The following is a 17,478-nucleotide window of genomic DNA, read 5'->3' on the forward strand; positions in this document are numbered from 1 at the left end:
GGCGCGCACGCACCCCCTTCCGAACGAGCCGCGGCACGATCACTATGGACCTGTCCGCATCGAGCGATGAGGGGTTGACATGAGCGTGTACCGAGTGATCGACGTCATCGGCACGAGTGCCTCGTCCTGGGAGGAGGCCGCGCGAGAAGCCATCAGCACCGCATCGGGATCGCTGCACGATCTGCGCATCGCCGAGGTGACGAAACAGGACGTCGTCGTCGGCGACGACGGCGGGCTGCTGTTCCGGTCGCGGATCCAGCTCTCGTTCAAGTACGCGCCGGAGTGACCCGACGTGACGCCTCTGGTGGCGTCCCGGAAGGCTCTCGATGTTGGGTGTCAGCGTGTGCCGACTGGAGCGGAGGAGCCGTCGATGGAGTCACCGGTCGAGAGTCTGACGAAGTCCGCGCCATCCTGGGGCGCCAAGATGGCGTACGGCGAGACCATCGATGTCGGCGGGCGGCAGGTGACACCCGCGGCGCTGGTCATCTTCGGGTTCGGCGGCGGCAGCGGATCGGGCAAGTTGCCGCAGGGCGCCGGGCTGCCTCAGGGTGAGGGTGAAGGAAGCGGCGGGGGAGGCGGCGGCTACGTGCTGCCCATCGGCGCGTATGTGAACGGCCCGAAAGGTCCGAAGTTCCAGCCGAACCCGGTGGCCATGGTCATGGTGAGCGTCCCTCTCGTCTCCGCCGCCGGCTGGGCGCTGGCGCGGATCATCACCGCCGTGAAGTCGGGGCGATAGGGCATGGCGCCACCGACGTCCCACGTGATCCGGCCGCTCACGCCCGAGACCTTCCCGGCGTGGCTGGCGCTCGCCGAGAAGCACAACGGGGTCTGGGGCGGGTGCTACTGCTCGTACTTCCACGGCGACACGGCGGGCACCGTCAAGAGCGAGTACGACCGGGCCACGTTCAAGCAGCGGCTCGTCGACGAGGGAGTCGCGCACGCAGCGCTCGTGTTCGACGGCGATGACGCGATCGCGTGGTGCGAGTACGGCAGTCCGGCCGAGCTTCCCGGTATCTACCACCGCAAGGAGTACGACGCCGGCGAGGCGAACCCGGCGCCCTGGCGCATCACCTGCTTCTTCGTCGACCGCGACCACCGGCGCTCGAGGGTGGCGCGAGAGGCGCTGGACGGTGCGCTCGAACTGATCGCGCAGGCCGGAGGCGGTGAAGTCGTCTCGTTCCCCAACGAGCTCCCGCCCGACAAGAAGACGTCGTCCTCGTTCCTCCACAACGGCACGAGGGCCATGTTCGAGAAGGCTGGGTTCGCGTTCGAGCGCCACATCGGCAAGAACAAGACGGTGATGCGCATCACCGTCCCGCCGGCCGTCGCCTGACGCCGTTCAGTCGTAGGTGTCGGTCCACGACGCGATGTCGACGCCGTGGTTGTCGGGCGACGCGAGCGACCACCAGGCCGGAGCGTGCGAGTCGTCGGCGAGTCTTCCGCCGGCCGCGAGCGCAGCATCCACGCGGGCCCGGGCCTGGTCGGCGGGGACGAAGACGTCGAAGTGCGTGCGGCCCCTCGACGGCGCGTCCGGGGTGAGCGGGTTGAAGGCGAGCTGCGGTCCGCAGCGCAGCGGGTCCGCAGCATCCGTGTCGCCCATGTCCTCATAGCCGAGCGCCGCCGTGAAGAACGGGCGCACGTCGGCTTCGGAATGCTGGGCGACGTAGATGCCGATCGACTGCACGCGCGTGGGATCGGGCGTCAGGCGCTGCTCGGCGGCGGCCTGCGACACGGCCGCGGCGAACTCCCCGGCAGCCGCGGGGATGCTGTCCGTGCCGCGGTACGGGATGCGCACGACGACGCCCTCCGGACGCACGTCGATGTCGGGCCGGATGCCGGATCGCTCCGCGGCGGCGACGATCGGGGTGACGAGCCCCGCGGCGTGGGCGAGGGAGGTCGCGGCGAACACCGCCTGCGGGCCGGTGCCGGTGACCCGCCAGTCCGAGACGCCCGTCGCCCGATGAAAGGCTGCCGGAGAGATCCAGGTCGATCCGCTCGTCGACTCGTCCATGGAGATCTCCTACACCGGTTCGGTCGTACGGATCAGGCCGCAGTTCACGCACGACCAGGCCACCAGGAAGCGCTCGTCGTCGAGGATCTCGAACGTCAGCACATCCCCGCACGTGGGGCAGCTCCGCGGATCCTCGGCCGGCACCGTCATGCCGTCAGCTTAGGGAGATCGCGTGCCGCGACGCCACGGCAGGGGGAGAACGGATGCCTCGGGCCGAGGCATCCGCTCATCATCTCGTGACGACGGGATCAGAGGACGACCAGGAAGCCGATCACGGCGCTCACGGCCGACAGCACGGCGAGCACGACCGACGGCGTCGGGTTCTCCTTGCGGCGCACGTGCACGGCGATCGCGCCGACCATGACCACCGTCAGGGCGGCCGCGGCGATAGGGGTGAGGATCGGGGCGACGCCGGTCAGGAGCGGCAGGATCAGGCCGATGCCACCGACGACCTCCGCCGCGCCGATGAGCTTCACGGTCGGGTCGGCGAAGTCGTCGGCCCAGCCCATGCCGTTCGCGACGAGGGCGGACTTCGGGCGGGCGACCTTCATGGCGCCGGCGCCGATGAACGCGAGCGCGAGCAGGCCGTTGAGGATCCAGAGGGCGATGATCATGGGTTCTCCAGGAGGGGGTCTGTTACTGTGCGTAAGCAACCTCATGATGCGTCACCGTCGAGACGCGTACAAAAGGCACACGGATGTAAGTAGGTGACACGCGATGGCGACCACTCTCACCGTCGAACTCCCCGGCGAGCCCACCCCTACCGGCTATGAGCAGTCCTGCGAGCAGGCGGCCCCCGGCGCCGACCACGGCCGCGCCATCCGCGACGTGCTCGACCGCATCGGCGACAAGTGGTCGCTGCTCGTGATCGGCACGCTGCGGCGCGAACGGCTGCGCTTCACCGAGCTGCAGCGGCACATCCCGGGCATCTCGCAGCGCATGCTGACGCTGACGCTCCGCCAGCTCGAGCGCGACGGCCTCATCACCCGCACGGTGCACGCCGAGGTGCCGCCGCGCGTCGAGTACGAGCTGACGCCGCTCGGCGGCACGCTCATCCAGCTCGCGGCGGCGCTCGCCGACTGGGCGATCGTGAACCATCCGCGCATCGAGGACTCGCGCGCCGCGTACGACGCGACCCATCAGCGGTGATTCGCGGACACCGGGCGTCCGCCGCCTGGGCCATGATGAGCGAGTGGATGCTTCGACCCTCAGACACGAGCGGCTCCGGTCGCATCGGCTGAGCGCCCCCGCGGCGACGGTCGCCGACGCCGCGCGGCACATGCTCGCCACGCAGAGCCAGGAGTTCTGGGGTGGACGCTGGGCGCTCGCGACGCGCGTGCGCGGACGCACGACGGTGCGTGACGTCGACGCGGCGTACGGCCGCGGCGAGATCGTGCGCAGCTGGACCATGCGCGGCACCATCCACACGATCCCGACGGCCGACCTGGCGTGGGTGCTGTCGCTCACCGCCGAACGCCAGCGCCGCCAGGCGGCGGCGGTCCACCGGCGCGAGGGCATCGACGCCGCCGAGGCCGACCGTGCCGAGCGCCTCGCCCGTGCCGCGCTCGCGGGCGGGAACCGCCTCACCCGCAAGGAGCTCTTCGAGGTCTGGGAGCAGGGCGGCGTCTCGACCGTGGGTCAGCGCGGGTACCACCTGCTCGTCGCGCTCTCGCTGCGCGTCGTGCTGTGTCAGGGGCCGGTCGTGCCGCGTGAGAAGGGCCCCACGCGCGAGCAGTTCCTCGTGCTCGCCGACGAGTGGATCACGGATGCCGCGACCCCGGCCGATCCGATGGCGGAGTTCTTCGTCCGCTATATCGCCTCGCACGGGCCCGCGGGCGCGCGGGACTTCGCGTGGTGGACCGGCCTCCCGCTCGGAGCTTCACGCGCAGCGGCGGACGCGGCATCCGACCGCCTGCGGATCGTGGCGGACGAACCCGAGCCGCAGTACATCGTCACCGGTGCCGCGCCGCGGCGCAGCGCCGCCGCTCCGGAGGTGGTCGCGCTGCCGCCGTTCGAGGAGTACTACCTGTCGTACGTCGATCGCACCGTGCCGTGCGCGCCGGAGTTCCTGAGTGCGATCGGCCCGAGCATGAACGGCATCGTCCGGCCGATCCTCGTCGCCCGTGGTGAGGCCGTGGGCGTGTGGACCCACTCGCTCGCTGTGGGCCGCCACGCCGAGTCGCCGATCCCCGAGCTGTTCACCCCCGGCGCCGCGACCGACGAAGAGGTCGCGGCCGCCCTCGACCGCTACCGCGACTTCATCACGGCCTGATCCCTGACGGATGCCTCGGCCCGCGGCATCCGTCCCTCTGCTCAGGCGTGGCGGTCGAGGAAGTCGTACACCTCGTTGTCGTCGACCCCGGGGAACGCGCCGCGGGGGAGCGGCGAGAACATCTGCATGTGCACGCGGGCGCTCGGCCAGGCCTTGCCGGTCCAGCGGTCCGAGACATCCGACGCGACCCGGCGGCAGCAGGACTCGTCGGGGCAGGTCGAGGTCGCGCGCTTCTGCGTCTCGCGGCCGCGGAACCACCGGGCGTCGTCGAAGGGCACACCGACCGTGATCGAGAACTCGCCGGCCGACGTCGTGCCGGTCTGCGTCGAGCACCAGTAGGTGCCCGCGGGGGTGTCGGTGTACTGGTAGTGCTCGGTGGTGCGGTTCTGCTCCGAGAAGGCGGCGCGCGCCGAGAACTTGCGGCAGGCGATCTGGCCGTCGACGGCGCCGGTGACGTCCATCGGGAGCGGCAGGTCGTCGTTCTCGTAGACGCGGGAGATCGCGCCCGAGCCGTCGACGCGCAAGAAGTGCAGCTTGATCCCGAGGTGGTGGGTGGCGAGGTTGGTGAGCCGCATGCCGGCGGCCTCGTGCGTCACGCCGAACGCGTCGCGGAAGTCCTCGACGGCGAGGTTGCGGTCCTTCTTGGCCTGCTGCAGGAACGCCACCGAGGCGGTCTCGGGCATGAGGCAGCACGCGGCGTAGTAGTTGATCTCGAGCCGCTGCTGCAGGAAGTCGGCGTAGTCGGTCGGGCGCTTGTGGCCGAGCAGGCGGTGGGCCATCGCCTGCAGCGCCATCGAGCGCAGGCCGTGGCCACCGGGGATGGAAGCCGGGGGCAGATAGATGCGGCCGTGTTCGAGGTCGGTCACCGAGCGCGTCGAGTGCGGCAGGTCGTTCACGTAGATCAGCTCGAAGCCGAGCTTCTCGGCCATGATGCTGACGGTGCGGTGCGTGAGGGCGCCCGACACGTGCCCGGCCGCCTTGAGCTGCTTCTCGGCGAGCTTCTCGATGTCGGGGAGGTAGTTGTCGCGGTCGCGCATCATGAGGCGCAGCTCGGTGTTGGCGCGGCGCGCCTCCTCGGGGGTCGCGATGGCCTCGCGCTCGCGGCGCTGGAGTTCGCGGTGCAGGCCCAGGATCGACTCGATCGTGTCGTCGGACATGCCCTTCGTCACCTTGATCGGCGTGACGCCGAGCTGGCGGAAGACCGATCCTGTCTGCGCGCGCTCGAGCTCGATCTCGAGCGCCGCGCGGCGGTTGGGCGGCTCGGCCGAGAGCAGGTCGCCGACCTCGACGCCCGTCGTCGAGGCGATCGCCTGCAGCAGCGACAGCTTCGGCTCGCGCTTGCCGTTCTCGATGAGACTGAGCTGGCTTCCGGCGACCCCGACCAGCGCGCCGAGCTCGTCGAGCGTGTACCCGTGGGCGAGACGCTGATGACGGATGCGGTGGCCCAGAGTCGACAGTTCCAGGGAGGTGGGGGGCATTCCTTGATGCTAGCGAAAGAATCGCAACTCTTGACACCAGATTTCGTGGGAAGAGCTGCCCGTTACGCCGGAAAGTAGAGGAAGACCACGAATCTGCATCGTCGAAACCCACTGACGGTCGAATCAACGAGGAGCGACACCATGGCCATTGCCGACATCTTCGCCCGAACCGAAGGCTCCACCGCCGCCCGTCCGACCCTCGCCCGGACGTATGGCGAGGTGCCGACCGTTCAGGGCGAAGGCATGGTCGCACTGCGCGCCTGGGTCGACGAGATCGCCGCGCTCACGCTGCCGGCCCGCATCCACTGGGTCGACGGCTCCCGCGCCGAGAACGACATGCTGCTGCGCGAGATGGTCGACGAGGGCAAGCTCATCAAGCTCAACCCCGAGTGGCGGCCGGGCTCGTACCTGGCCCGCTCGCACCCGAGCGACGTCGCGCGCACCGAGGCGCGCACGTTCATCGCGTCGGAGCTCGAGGAGGACGCCGGCCCCACCAACAACTGGGCCGCACCCTCCGAGATCCGCGCCACCATCACCCCGCTGTTCGAGGGATCGATGAAGGGCCGCACGATGTACGTCGTGCCGTTCTCGATGGGTCCGGTCGGCGGTCCGCTGTCGCACGTCGGCGTGCAGGTCACCGACAGCGCGTACGCCGTCACCTCGATCGGCATCATGACGCGCGTCGGCACCGACGTGCTGCGCGAGATCGCGGGCGGCGCGCACTGGGTCAAGACGGTGCACTCGGTCGGCGCCCCGCTGCAGCCGGGCGAGGCCGATGTCGCGTGGCCGTGCAACGACGAGAAGTACATCGTGCACTTCCCCGACACCCTCGAGGTGTGGTCGTACGGCTCGGGCTACGGCGGCAACGCGATCCTCGCGAAGAAGTGCTTCGCGCTGCGCATCGCCTCGGTGATCGGCCGCGACGAGGGCTGGCTCGCCGAGCACATGCTCCTCATCCGCGTCATCGACCCGGCGGGCCGTGCGTACCACATCGCCGCCGCGTTCCCGTCGGCGTGCGGCAAGACGAACCTCGCCATGCTCCGCCCGACGATCCCGGGCTGGCGCGTCGAGACCCTCGGCGACGACATCGCGTGGCTGCGCCCCGGCGAGGACGGGCGCCTCTGGGCCATCAACCCCGAGGCGGGCTTCTTCGGCGTCGCGCCCGGCACCGGTCAGTCCACCAACGTCACGGCGGTCGAGACGCTGTGGGGCAACACGATCTTCACGAACGTGGCGCTGCGCCCCGACGGCGACGTGTGGTGGGAGGGCCTCACCGAGGAGCCGCCGGCGGAGCTCACGGACTGGGAGGGCAACCCGTGGACCCCGGCATCCGGTCGTCCCGCCGCCCACCCGAACTCGCGCTTCACCGTCGCCGCGGCCCAGTGCCCGCAGATCGCCGACGACTGGGACGCCCCGCAGGGTGTGCCGCTCGACGCGATCCTGTTCGGCGGGCGCCGCGCCACCAACGTGCCGCTCGTGGTCGAGGCGACCGACTGGACGCACGGCGTGTTCATGGGCTCGAACATCTCGTCCGAGAAGACGGCAGCCCAGGAGGGCACGGTCGGCGAGCTGCGCCGCGACCCGTTCGCGATGCTCCCGTTCTGCGGCTACAACATGGCCGACTACTTCGGGCACTGGCTCAAGGTCGGGCAGAAGCTGCGCTTCGACCGCGCCCCGCGGGTGTTCCAGGTCAACTGGTTCCGCAAGGGCGCCGACGGCCGGTTCCTGTGGCCCGGCTTCGGCGACAACTCGCGCGTGATCGACTGGATCATCCGTCGCATCGAGGGCGAGGTCGGCGCCGTCGAGAGCCCGATCGGCCGCCTGCCGAAGAGCTCGGACCTCGACCTCGACGGCATCGAGGTGTCGCAGGCCGACCTCGACGAGCTGTTCGCGGTCGACCCTCAGCTGTGGCTGCGCGAGGCCGACCTCACCGAGGAGTTCTACCGCACGTTCGACGGCCGCGTGCCTGCTCCGCTGTGGGCTGAGCTCGCCGCGCTCCGGTACCGCCTGCAGCGCGCGTGACAAGGAATCGGATGCCCCGGCCCCGCCTGTGCGAGGGGTCGAGGCATCCGTCTCCTGTGTGACAGACCCGTCGCACAGACCGGCGCCCGGCCCTCTTCTTGGCAGAGGGGCCGGGCGCCTACTTTCGTGTTCGCACCCGTGCCCGACTCGAGCCGTTCCGCAGTCGCTCCGGGCGGGGACGCGGGCCCCTGCACCCGCACAACGCGACTGCGGAACAGTGGCCACCTCGGGTCCGGGCTCGAGGTATTCCGCAGTCGCTCCGGGCGGGTGCGTCGACCGCGCACCCGCACAACGCGACTGCGGAACAGCAGGGGATGGCCGGCCGCACGGCGGGGCCGGGGGATCAGACGAGCAGCTGGTGCTTCGCGAGGTCGCGGTACAGCGGGGTCGAGGCGACGAGCTCGGAGTGGGTGCCCTGGCCGACGACGCGCCCGTGCTCCATCACCACGATGTGGTCGCTGTCGACGACCGTCGACAGCCGGTGCGCGATCACGATGAGCGTGCGGCCGGCCGCGACGGCGTCGATCGCCTCGCGCATGCGCTGCTCGTTGAGTCCGTCGAGCGACGACGTCGATTCGTCGAGCAGCAGGATCGGGGGAGCCGCCAGCAGCGCCCGCGCGATCGCGAGCCGCTGGCGCTCGCCGCCCGACAGCATGACGCCCGACTCGCCGACCGGCGCATCGACGCCGAGCGGGTTGCGGTCGAGCACCTCGCCGAGGTTGACGGCGCGGAGCACCGCCTCGCACTCGGCGTCCGTCGCCTCGGGGGAGGCGAGCCGCAGGTTGTCGCCGATCGTGCCGGCCAGGGTCGGCGCGTCCTGCTCGACGTAGCCGAGCTGCGCCCGCAGGTCGTCGCGGTCGAGCGTGCGCACGTCCGCGCCGTCCAGCAGGATCGCGCCGCCGGTCGGGTCGTAGAACCGCTCGATGAGGGCGAGCGTCGTGCTCTTGCCGGCGCCCGACGGGCCGACGAGGGCGACGCGCGCCCCGCGCGGGACCGAGAACGACACCCCCCGCAGCACGTCGCTGTCGGCGGAGGCGGAGGTCGCAGCATCCACCAGTCCTTCGAACCCGGTGTCGCCCGCGCCGTCGCCGATCACGATCGTCGACGTGTCGACGTGGGCGCTCTCGAGCACGGCCAGCGCCTCGGACTCGGCCTTGCGGCGCGCCGCCACGACGTTCTCGGGGTAGCGGAACCGCACGTCGCGGAACTCGATCGCCGCGGGATCCGGCCGCTCGCCTGTCGCGATCTGCCGCTCCTGCAGGTCATTCGCGACAGGTGAGCCGGAGGCGGCGCGGGCAGCGATGGCGGCGTCGTCCTGCGCCTCGGTCGGGAGATCGAGCACCTCCTGGATGCGGCCGAGGGCGCCGAGCGCCTGGTTCACCGACGTGATCGCGCCGAAGAACGAGCCGAGCGGGGCGATCAGCATGAAGAGGAACATGATGAAGGTCACGAGGCTCGCGATCGACAGCGCGCCGGTCGCGACGCGGAAGCCGCCGAGTCCGATGACCACGAGCAGCGACACCTGCAGCGCGATGCCGGCGATCGGCACGACGAGCGCCGACACCTTCGCGATGCGCACGCCCACGGTGTAGGCCTCGGTCGCCTGCTCGGTCACCGCGTCGACCTCGCGGCCGGTGGCGCCCGACGCGCGCACCGTGCGGATCGAGCCCACGGCCCGCTCGACGCCCGAGGCGAGGGCGCCGACCTTCTCCTGCTGCTCGGTGGACGCCGTGCGGATGCGGCCGCTCAGCGCCACCACGCCCAGCACCGAGACGCCGATCACGAGCACGATGATCGCGAGCAGCAGCGGGTCGATGAGCGCCATCGCGACGAGCGCGCCGACGAACAGCAGCGCGTTGCCGATGGAGTCGGCGAGGCCCTGCGTGAGCGCGGCGTACAGGAGCGTCGTGTCGCTGCCCACGCGCGACACCAGGTCGCCGGTGCGGCGGGCGTCGAACTCGCTGATCGGCAGGTGGAAGATGCGGGCGATGAGGCGGCGGCGGCTCGAATACACGACTGCGGTGCCGGTGCGCTGCAGCAGGTAGTGCTGCCAGCCCGAGATGAGCGAGGCCAGGATCACGAACCCCACGAGCGCCCAGATCAAGAGGCCCAGGTCGAGGCCCTCCTGCACGCGCGTGATGACCTGCCCGACCAGCAGCGGCTGCACGAGCGACGCGGCCGCGCTCAGGATGCTGAGCACGACCACGACGGCCAGCGTGCGCTTGTGCTCGAAGAGATAGGGGAGCAGCTGCGAGAAGCTCGCGCGCGGCCCCTCGTCGGCCTTGCCGCGCCGGGAGCGCCCGCGGCGGGCGCGGGCCGGCTCTGCGGGGGCGGCGGCGGGGGCTTCGTCGAGATCGGCGGAGGGCATGGGTGTACCTCGTTCGTGAAGGGGCTTACCTTCGACCGTACTTCTTGTGGACGGCCTGCCGGCTCACCCCGAGGGCGCTCGCGATGGCCTGCCATGAGAAGCCCAGGTTGCGCGCCTTGCGCACCTGGGCCTCCTCGGCACGTGCGAGCTCGCGGCGCACCTCGGCGAGCCGGTGCAGCTCCGCGATCGGCTCGCGACCGCCGGCCGCCCCGATCAGGGTGGTCAGTTCGTCGCCGCTCATCGGGCAGCCTCTCGGATGTGGGAGATGGATGCTGCGGGCCGCGGCATCCGCGTCAACCATAGTTGACGGCGCTCGAGGTGTCAACCGATGTTGACTATACGGCCGCCCGTCCCGCCACTGGGCGGTGTCGGAGCGGAGCGTTAGGGTAGTCCGGTGCCCGCCCCCGTGATCACCGCTGACAACCTCGTCAAGGCCTACAAGGTCAAAGGCAAGCCCGACTTCCTCGCCGTCGACGGCCTGTCGTTCGAGGTCGCTCCGGGCGAGTCGTTCGGCCTCCTGGGCCCCAACGGTGCGGGCAAGTCCACGACCATGAAGATGGTCGGCGCCGTGTCGACGCGCACCAGCGGCGATCTGACGATCCTCGGGCTCGATCCCGACCGCTACGGGCCGGAGATCCGCTCGCGCCTCGGCGTCGTGCCCCAGCAGGACAACCTGGACGGCGAGCTCAACGCCCGCGAGAACCTCTACATCTACGGCCGCTACTTCGGGCTGCCGGGCAAGGTGTGCCACCAGAAGGCCGACGAGCTGCTCGCGTTCGCGCAGCTCGAAGACAAGGCGAAGAGCAAGGTCGAGCAACTCTCGGGCGGCATGAAGCGGCGCCTCACGATCGCGCGCGGCCTCATCAACGACCCGCGCATCCTGCTGCTCGACGAGCCGACCACGGGTCTCGACCCTCAGGCCCGCCACGTGCTGTGGGACCGTCTGTTCCGCCTCAAGGAGCGCGGCACCACCCTCGTGCTGACGACGCACTACATGGACGAGGCCGAGCAGCTCTGCGACCGGCTGATCGTCGTCGACAAGGGCCGCATCATGGCCGAGGGCACGCCGTCGTCGCTCATCCGTGAGCACTCCAGCCGCGAGGTGCTCGAGGTGCGCTTCGGCTCCGACCGCAACGAGCAGGTCGCGCCGCAGCTCGAGGGTATCGGCGACCGGGTCGAGGTGCTGCCCGACCGCATCCTCGTGTACGCGAGCGACGGCGAGGCCGCTCTCGAGGCCGTGGCGCATCGCGGGCTCACCCCGATCACGTCGCTCGTGCGCCGCTCCAGCCTCGAAGACGTCTTCCTGCGGCTCACCGGAAGGTCGCTGATCGAATGACCCTCCCCTCCGAAGACGCCGGCGCGCCGGACGCCACGACCCGCGTGCAGCCCACGCTCGACGAGCTGCGCGACGAGGCGATGCAGTGGGGCCGCAAGCCTCGCGCGTTCGGCACCTGGTACGTCACCGAGCACATGGTGCGAGCGATGCGCGCGTACGGCTGGACGATCATCGTCGGGGCGCTCGGGCAGCCGATCCTCTACCTGCTCGGACTCGCGGTCGGTCTCGCCGCGCTCATCGACGCGCCGATCACGCAGAACGGCGTCGAGGTGTCGTACCTCGTGTTCGTGGCGCCGGCGCTCCTGATGACGGCCGCGATCTCGGTCGCGTCGGAGGAGTTCTCGTACCCGGTCATGGCCGGGTTCAAGTGGCGCCGGTACTTCTTCGGGTTCAGTGCGACCGGGCTGTCGCCGGGGCAGATCGCGGGCGGCGTCATCGCCGGCGCCTCCGCGCGCATCATCGTCGTCGTGATCGCGTACTACCTGTTCCTGTGGCTGTTCCAGGCGGTGCCCAACCCCGAGACGGGCTGGCTCACGATCCCGATCGGCCTGCTCGCGGGCCTCGCGTTCGGCATCCCCTACATGGCGTACGCCGCGTCGATCACCGACGACAAGGGCCAGGTCGCGCTCGTGCAGCGCTTCATCTTCATGCCGATGTTCCTGTTCTCCGGCACGTTCTACCCGCTGGCCACGCTGCCGCTGTGGCTGCAGTGGATCGGGTGGGTCTCGCCGCTCTGGCACGCGACCGAACTCGGCCGCGTCGTGACCTACGGCCTGCCGATGGATCCGTTCGCGATCGTCGTGCACGTCGGCTACCTGCTCCTGCTCTCGATCGGCGGGTACCTGATCGGCCGCCGCATCTTCCAGAGGAGGCTCGGCGCATGACCGTCGCGACCGGAACCGAGACCGCCGCCATCCGCGCCGGCGGTGTGCGCGCACTGTGGGCGGGGAACCCGCACTCGGTCGTGCAGCGCGGGCTCCTCGCCGCACGCTCGTCGAGCTGGGCAGTGGTGCTCTCGGGCTTCTTCGAGCCCGTCTTCTACCTCGCGTCGATGGGCATCGGCCTCGGCTCGCTCATCGGCGACGTGCAGACCTCCAGCGGCGTCGAGGTGCCCTACGCGGCGTTCATCGCCCCGGCGCTGCTCGCCGTCTCGGCGATGAACGGCGCGATCTACGACTCGACGTGGAACGTCTTCTTCAAGCTCAACTACGGCAAGCTCTACGAGGGCATGCTCGCGACGTCGCTCGGCCCGCTCGACGTCGCGCTGGGCGAGATCCTCTACGCGCTGCTGCGCGGCCTGCTCTACGCGACAGGCTTCATGATCATCATGCAGATCCTCGGCCTCAACCTGGCGTGGACCGCGATCCTGGCGCTCCCGGCCGTGCTGCTGATCGCCTTCGGATTCGCGAGCCTCGGCATGGCGGTGACGAGCTACATGAAGACGTTCCAGCAGATGGACTGGATCAACTTCGTGCTGCTGCCGATGTTCCTGTTCTCGGCGACGCTGTACCCGATCACGATCTACCCCGAGTGGATCCAGCACATCATCATGGCGTTCCCGCTGTGGCACGGCGTCGAGCTCATCCGAGGACTCACGACCGGCATCCTCACGCCCGAGATGTGGTGGCACGTGCTCTACTACGTCGTCATGATCGCGGTCGGCCTGGTCTTCACGACGAAGCGCCTGCGCGCGCTGTTCCTCGACTGATCCGAAGAGAGGCGGATGCTGCAGCCCACCGCGGGCCGCAGCATCCGCCTCTCCGCGTGCCCGGCGTGACCGACGTCGGTATTGAACATGTTCAGAAACGTGAGTAGGTTTCTGAACATGTCCAGTTCTGTTGGCACCGCAACGAAGAGCGAGCGCACGAGAGCGCTCATCCGCGACATCGCGCTGCGATCGTTCCGCGAGCGCGGGTACGACCAGACGACGATCCGGCTCATCGCGACGGAGGCGGGGGTCTCGGTCGGGACGACCAACTACCACTTCGCCTCGAAGAACGACCTCGTCCAGGAGCTCTACCTCGACGTCCAGCAGCAGCATCGCGATGCCGCGGAGCCGCTGCTGGCGACCAGCGACGATCTCATCGAGCGGCTCGGCATCGTCTTCCGCACCGGGCTGGCGCAGCTCGAGCCCTACCACCGCTTCGCTCCCGAGTTCCTGTCGGCGGCGGTCTCGCCGCGCTCGTCGATCAACCCGCTGTCGAGCGACTCGTCCGCGTCGCGCGAGATCGTCGTCGGCCTCTTCCGCGAGGCGATCGCGGGCGCCGCCGACAGGCTCCCGGCGGAGTTCGACGAAGACCTGCCGTCGGCGCTCATGCTCGGGCACCTGCTCCTCGCCCTCTTCTGGGTCTACGACACGTCCGAGGGTCGCGAGCGCACGGGCAGGCTGCTCGACCGCGGCCTCCGGCTCCTCAAGCTGTCGCTGCCGCTCGTGCGGCTGCGCGTGCTCCGCAAGCCGCTGCGTGAGCTGCTCGACCTCATCTCCGAGGTGCAGGCATGAGCCCGAGCCGGCCGATCTTCGTGAGCATCCGCATCGCGGCGCCGATGGAGCGGGTGTGGGAACTGACCCAGGATCCGGCGCTGCACGCCCGCTGGGACGTGCGGTTCAGCCGCATCACCCCGACCGAGCCCCTCGCCGGCGGCGGCACGCGCCTCGTCTACGAACGGCACCTGCCCGGCTGCATCCTCACGGGCACCGGCACGACGATCGGCGAACGCGAGCGTCCCGACGGCACGCGCACCTCCGCCCTGCGATTCGACAGCGACAGTCGACTTTCGCCCCTCGGCGCCGGCCGGGGCTACTGGCGCTATCGTCCCGACGGTGACGGGGTCGTGTTCACCACCGGCTACGACTACACGCCGAACTGGGGCAGCGCGCTCGATCTCGTCGTGCGACCGCTGATCGGCTGGGCGACCGCGTGGAGCTTCGATCGCCTGCGGATCTGGGCCGAGACCGGCACCCCGCCCGAACGGTGGCCGCTGCGCTCGGCGCTGCGCTTCTGGCGCCCCGAGCGGCCTCGCGCCGCACGGTGCGGGCGGCGACCCCCGGCCCGCCGGGTCATGGACGACGCCCCGGCGACGCTGCGCGAGCTGGTGCACCCGTGACCGCCGGGACCGCCGTCGCGGCGTCCGTGTTCGCGCGCGCCATGGGCGACGACTTCGCCCGTCTCCACCCGATGCTGCAACGACGCTTCGGCGTCGGCCTCGCCGCCGGCTACGGCTGCGTCGGCCGCGGCACGATGACCCGCATCCGTCGCGGGCCGTGGTGGACGATCCCGTTCCTGCAGCTCGGACGCTTCCGCAACATCCTGATCCCCGAGACGGGCGAGGACGTCGCCTTCACGATCGAGAACCACCCCTACCGCGATCCGTTCGGGCGCGAGACGGTCACCTTCGTACGCCACTTCCGGATGCCTCGTGCCGTACGCCGCTTCGATGCCACGATGATCCTCGGCGACGACGGCCGGGTCGTCGACTACCTCGGCAGCCACCAGCACCTCGCGGTCGACCTCGACCTCACCGCCGAGCACGACGGCAGCCTGCTGCTGCGCTCCGGCCGGCAGCGCTTCTACGAGGGACCCCTCGGCTTCCGCTTCCCGATGCTCTTCAGCGGGCGCGCCGAGCTGCGCGAGAGCTACGACGATCGCGCGGAGGTCTTCCGCATCCGGCTCGAGGTCCGAAACCGCGTCTTCGGCTTCCTGTTCGGCTACGAGGGCGAGTTCCGCTGCGAGTTCCCCGAGGCGACGGATGCCCCCGCCCACACGAAGCCGCTCCGGCACGAGCGACGCATGTGATCGGAAACGATGGATGCTGCGATCCCACGCGGGATCGCAGCATCCATCGTCCGTGAGAGACCGGGTCAGAGCGAGCCGGTGGCTCCCACGCCCAGGTCGGCGTCGTAGTCGACGTCCTTCGTCTCGGGGGAGAGGAGGAGCGCGATGAAGGTCAGCACGCCCATCGCCGAGAGGTAGAGCCCCACGAGCCAGGGGCTGCCGTCGGCCCAGGCCCACAGGGCGACCGCGACGATCGGCGCGAGCGCGGCGCCGAGGATCGACGACACGTTGTACGAGATCGCCGAGCCCGAGTAGCGGACGTTGGTCGGGAAGAGCTCCGGCAGCACGGCGCCCATCGGGCCGAACGTCGACCCCATCAGCATGAACCCGAAGATCAGGAACGCCTGCGTCAGCGCTCCGGTGAACTTCGGGTCGAGCTGCGGCGACAGGAACAGGTTGAACGTGAGGCCGAACACGATGATGATGCCCGTCACCCACAGCAGCAGGCGGCGGCGGCCGATCGTGTCGGCGATCGGGCCCGACAGCAGCGTGAAGATGCCGAAGAACACGACGCCGATGATCTGCATCAGCACGAAGTCGGTGTAGCCGAAGCCGAGGCCCGGGTAGAACTGCGCGGCGAACGCGGCCGGGTCGAACGCGGTGCCCGCGGCCTCGGCCGCCTTCTGCGCGGCGGCGGACGCGACTTCGAGGTCGGCGGCCTTCGTGCCGTACGACAGCGTGAAGTTCGTCATCAGGTAGAAGAGCACGTAGGTCGCCAGCATGATGAACGTGCCGAGGATCAGGTGCCACCAGTGGTGACGGATGACGGTGCCGAGCGGGAACCTGCGGATCGCGCCCTTCTCTTCAGCCTTGACGAACGTGCCCGACTCGACCAGGCGCAGACGCACCCAGAGGCCGATGATCACCATGACGGCCGAGAAGAGGAACGGCACGCGCCAGCCCCACGCGAGGAAGTCGGCCGAACGCTGACCCGCGCCCTCGGGGTGGGGGAGCAGGAAGTTGATCGCGAGGAAGACCGAGTTCGCGATGATGAAGCCGAGCGGCGCTCCGAGCTGCGGGAACGTGCCGTACCAGGCGCGCTTGCCCTTCGGCGCGTTCTCGGTCGCCACGAGCGCCGCACCCGACCACTCGCCGCCGAGCGCGAAGCCCTGGAACAGGCGCAGGATCAGCAGCAGCACCGCTGCCCACACGCCGATCTCGTTGAACGTCGGGAGGCACCCGATGAGGAACGTCGCGATGCCCATCGTGAGCAGCGACGCGACGAGCGTCGCCTTGCGGCCGAACCGGTCGCCGAAGTGCCCGAAGACGATGGCGCCGAGCGGGCGCGCGACCATCGCGGCGCCGAAGACGCTGAACGACAGCAGCAGCGACGTGGTGTCGTTGCCGGTCGGGAAGAAGAGGATCGGGAAGACGAGGACGGCGGCGGTCGCGTAGACGTAGAAGTCGTAGAACTCGATCGTGGTGCCGACGAGGCTCGCGAGGATGACACGGGAGCGGGGATTGGCGGGTGCCGCGGGGGAGGCGGCGGTCGTGCTGGTCGTGCTGGGGGAAGACATTTTCACCTGGGGCGTGCGCGGAGCGGGGCATCCGGGTGGGATGCGGCGGTGGGCGGACGCCGGGCGCAGGGGTGACGCGTCAGGCGGCACTGCACTGGATCACCGTGGGAGCGGGCGTTGTCGCCCGGCACAAAGGACTACCCTACTCCCGGCAGCGCGGCCTGGGCCCCGCATACGGAGAACGGATGCTGCGGCCCCAGGGCCGCAGCATCCGTTCCGTGTATCAGCGGTTCAGCGCCAGAGCACCGCGATCGCGGCGTTCGCGAAGGTGAGCGCACCGATCGACCAGAAGATGGCGCCGGGCACCGAACCCGTCTTGCGCTGACGGCCGGCGCCGATGCCGAGGAGCGCGCCGATGACGACGAGGATGATGAGCTTCACGCCGATCTTCATGTAGTTCGGCTCGTACGTGAGGCCCCACGGTGCGGCGAGGATGAGGCCGGCGAGGCCGGCGATCGCGAGACCCCAGTTCATGAGGCGCGTGATCCGGTGCTTTCCCACCGCTTCGACGACCCAGGCGCCGAAGAGGATGGCGAAGCCCACGAGGTGGACGAGCACGACGACGTGACGGAGGATTTCCATGCCATCAGCCTAGCTGAAGGTTGGCTCCCCGCCAGGTGCGACCCCCATCAGGCGGCGTG

At 70.1% G+C, this 17,478-nt stretch carries 20 protein-coding genes; 12 read left to right on the top strand and 8 right to left on the bottom strand.

Annotated elements, in window-relative coordinates:
* Positions 1–94 precede the first annotated feature (94 nt).
* The 3 genes from ACFC1I_RS12635 (at position 95) to ACFC1I_RS12645 (ending at position 1,333) form a co-directional block, all read left to right on the top strand.
* Positions 95–286 carry a dodecin family protein gene (locus ACFC1I_RS12635; RefSeq protein ID WP_376009744.1) on the top strand — a complete coding sequence of 64 codons (192 nt, stop codon included), beginning with the start codon at positions 95–97 and terminating at the stop codon, positions 284–286.
* An 84-nt stretch (positions 287–370) separates the two neighbouring features.
* The gene (locus ACFC1I_RS12640) at positions 371–736 is read left to right on the top strand and encodes a hypothetical protein (protein WP_376009746.1); all 366 of its coding nucleotides are present in this window, start codon (positions 371–373) and stop codon (positions 734–736) included.
* A gap of 3 nt (positions 737–739) precedes the next feature.
* Positions 740–1,333, top strand: coding sequence for a GNAT family N-acetyltransferase (locus tag ACFC1I_RS12645; protein ID WP_376009747.1), 594 nt, complete (start codon positions 740–742; stop codon positions 1,331–1,333).
* Positions 1,334–1,339: 6 nt separating this feature from the next.
* Here ACFC1I_RS12645 and ACFC1I_RS12650 read toward each other — a convergent pair whose 3' ends face one another.
* The 3 genes from ACFC1I_RS12650 to ACFC1I_RS12660 form a co-directional block, all read right to left on the bottom strand.
* Complete coding sequence (locus tag ACFC1I_RS12650) at positions 1,340–2,011, bottom strand: VOC family protein (RefSeq protein ID WP_376009748.1); 672 nt, start codon at positions 2,009–2,011, stop codon at positions 1,340–1,342.
* Between the two features lie 9 nt (positions 2,012–2,020).
* On the bottom strand, positions 2,021–2,161 hold the full coding sequence (locus ACFC1I_RS12655) for a hypothetical protein (protein ID WP_376009749.1): 141 nt from the start codon (positions 2,159–2,161) through the stop codon (positions 2,021–2,023).
* A gap of 98 nt (positions 2,162–2,259) precedes the next feature.
* Positions 2,260–2,625, bottom strand: a complete 366-nt coding sequence (locus tag ACFC1I_RS12660; protein WP_376009751.1) for a DoxX family protein — start codon at positions 2,623–2,625, stop codon at positions 2,260–2,262.
* Positions 2,626–2,728: 103 nt separating this feature from the next.
* Between ACFC1I_RS12660 and ACFC1I_RS12665 the strand changes: the two genes are divergently transcribed.
* Both ACFC1I_RS12665 and ACFC1I_RS12670 read left to right on the top strand, forming a co-directional pair.
* Positions 2,729–3,160: a winged helix-turn-helix transcriptional regulator gene (locus ACFC1I_RS12665; protein WP_376009754.1), complete on the top strand. Its 432-nt coding sequence runs from the start codon at positions 2,729–2,731 to the stop codon at positions 3,158–3,160.
* Between the two features lie 43 nt (positions 3,161–3,203).
* A complete protein-coding gene (locus ACFC1I_RS12670) occupies positions 3,204–4,283 on the top strand; it encodes a winged helix DNA-binding domain-containing protein (protein WP_376009756.1) in 1,080 nt (359 codons plus the stop codon).
* Between the two features lie 41 nt (positions 4,284–4,324).
* Here ACFC1I_RS12670 and ACFC1I_RS12675 read toward each other — a convergent pair whose 3' ends face one another.
* Positions 4,325–5,761, bottom strand: coding sequence for a helix-turn-helix domain-containing protein (locus ACFC1I_RS12675; protein WP_376009759.1), 1,437 nt, complete (start codon positions 5,759–5,761; stop codon positions 4,325–4,327).
* 141 nt (positions 5,762–5,902) lie between these two features.
* Between ACFC1I_RS12675 and ACFC1I_RS12680 the strand changes: the two genes are divergently transcribed.
* On the top strand, positions 5,903–7,783 hold the full coding sequence (locus ACFC1I_RS12680) for a phosphoenolpyruvate carboxykinase (GTP) (RefSeq protein WP_376009762.1): 1,881 nt from the start codon (positions 5,903–5,905) through the stop codon (positions 7,781–7,783).
* A 343-nt stretch (positions 7,784–8,126) separates the two neighbouring features.
* On the opposite strand, the gene ACFC1I_RS12685 is transcribed toward ACFC1I_RS12680, so the two are convergent.
* Entirely contained in the window at positions 8,127–10,151 is a 2,025-nt protein-coding gene (locus tag ACFC1I_RS12685) for an ABC transporter ATP-binding protein (protein WP_376009764.1), read from the bottom strand.
* A gap of 25 nt (positions 10,152–10,176) precedes the next feature.
* Positions 10,177–10,392, bottom strand: coding sequence for an AsnC family protein (locus tag ACFC1I_RS12690; RefSeq protein WP_363430483.1), 216 nt, complete (start codon positions 10,390–10,392; stop codon positions 10,177–10,179).
* A 153-nt stretch (positions 10,393–10,545) separates the two neighbouring features.
* Between ACFC1I_RS12690 and ACFC1I_RS12695 the strand changes: the two genes are divergently transcribed.
* From ACFC1I_RS12695 to ACFC1I_RS12720, 6 genes are all read left to right on the top strand, one after another.
* A complete protein-coding gene (locus ACFC1I_RS12695) occupies positions 10,546–11,487 on the top strand; it encodes an ABC transporter ATP-binding protein (RefSeq protein ID WP_376009767.1) in 942 nt (313 codons plus the stop codon).
* On the top strand, positions 11,484–12,371 hold the full coding sequence (locus tag ACFC1I_RS12700) for an ABC transporter permease (RefSeq protein WP_376009769.1): 888 nt from the start codon (positions 11,484–11,486) through the stop codon (positions 12,369–12,371). Before ACFC1I_RS12695 ends, ACFC1I_RS12700 begins: the two co-directional genes overlap by 4 nt.
* Positions 12,368–13,195, top strand: a complete 828-nt coding sequence (locus tag ACFC1I_RS12705; RefSeq protein WP_376009770.1) for an ABC transporter permease — start codon at positions 12,368–12,370, stop codon at positions 13,193–13,195. The genes ACFC1I_RS12700 and ACFC1I_RS12705 overlap by 4 nt, the downstream gene beginning before the upstream one ends.
* A 117-nt stretch (positions 13,196–13,312) precedes the next feature.
* Positions 13,313–13,987: a TetR family transcriptional regulator gene (locus tag ACFC1I_RS12710; protein WP_376009772.1), complete on the top strand. Its 675-nt coding sequence runs from the start codon at positions 13,313–13,315 to the stop codon at positions 13,985–13,987.
* Positions 13,984–14,592 (top strand): SRPBCC family protein, encoded by a 609-nt coding sequence (locus ACFC1I_RS12715; RefSeq protein ID WP_376009774.1) that lies wholly within the window; start codon positions 13,984–13,986, stop codon positions 14,590–14,592. The genes ACFC1I_RS12710 and ACFC1I_RS12715 overlap by 4 nt, the downstream gene beginning before the upstream one ends.
* Complete coding sequence (locus ACFC1I_RS12720) at positions 14,589–15,281, top strand: DUF4166 domain-containing protein (protein WP_376009777.1); 693 nt, start codon at positions 14,589–14,591, stop codon at positions 15,279–15,281. The genes ACFC1I_RS12715 and ACFC1I_RS12720 overlap by 4 nt, the downstream gene beginning before the upstream one ends.
* A 65-nt stretch (positions 15,282–15,346) precedes the next feature.
* On the opposite strand, the gene ACFC1I_RS12725 is transcribed toward ACFC1I_RS12720, so the two are convergent.
* Positions 15,347–16,837 (bottom strand): MFS transporter, encoded by a 1,491-nt coding sequence (locus tag ACFC1I_RS12725; RefSeq protein WP_376009780.1) that lies wholly within the window; start codon positions 16,835–16,837, stop codon positions 15,347–15,349.
* 231 nt (positions 16,838–17,068) lie between these two features.
* A complete protein-coding gene (locus ACFC1I_RS12730; protein ID WP_376009782.1) occupies positions 17,069–17,419 on the bottom strand; it encodes a Fe-S protein in 351 nt (116 codons plus the stop codon).
* Positions 17,420–17,478: the final 59 nt, after the last annotated feature.

It is taken from the genome of Microbacterium sp. NPDC056044, from assembly GCF_042267145.1.
Taxonomy (GTDB): domain Bacteria; phylum Actinomycetota; class Actinomycetes; order Actinomycetales; family Microbacteriaceae; genus Microbacterium.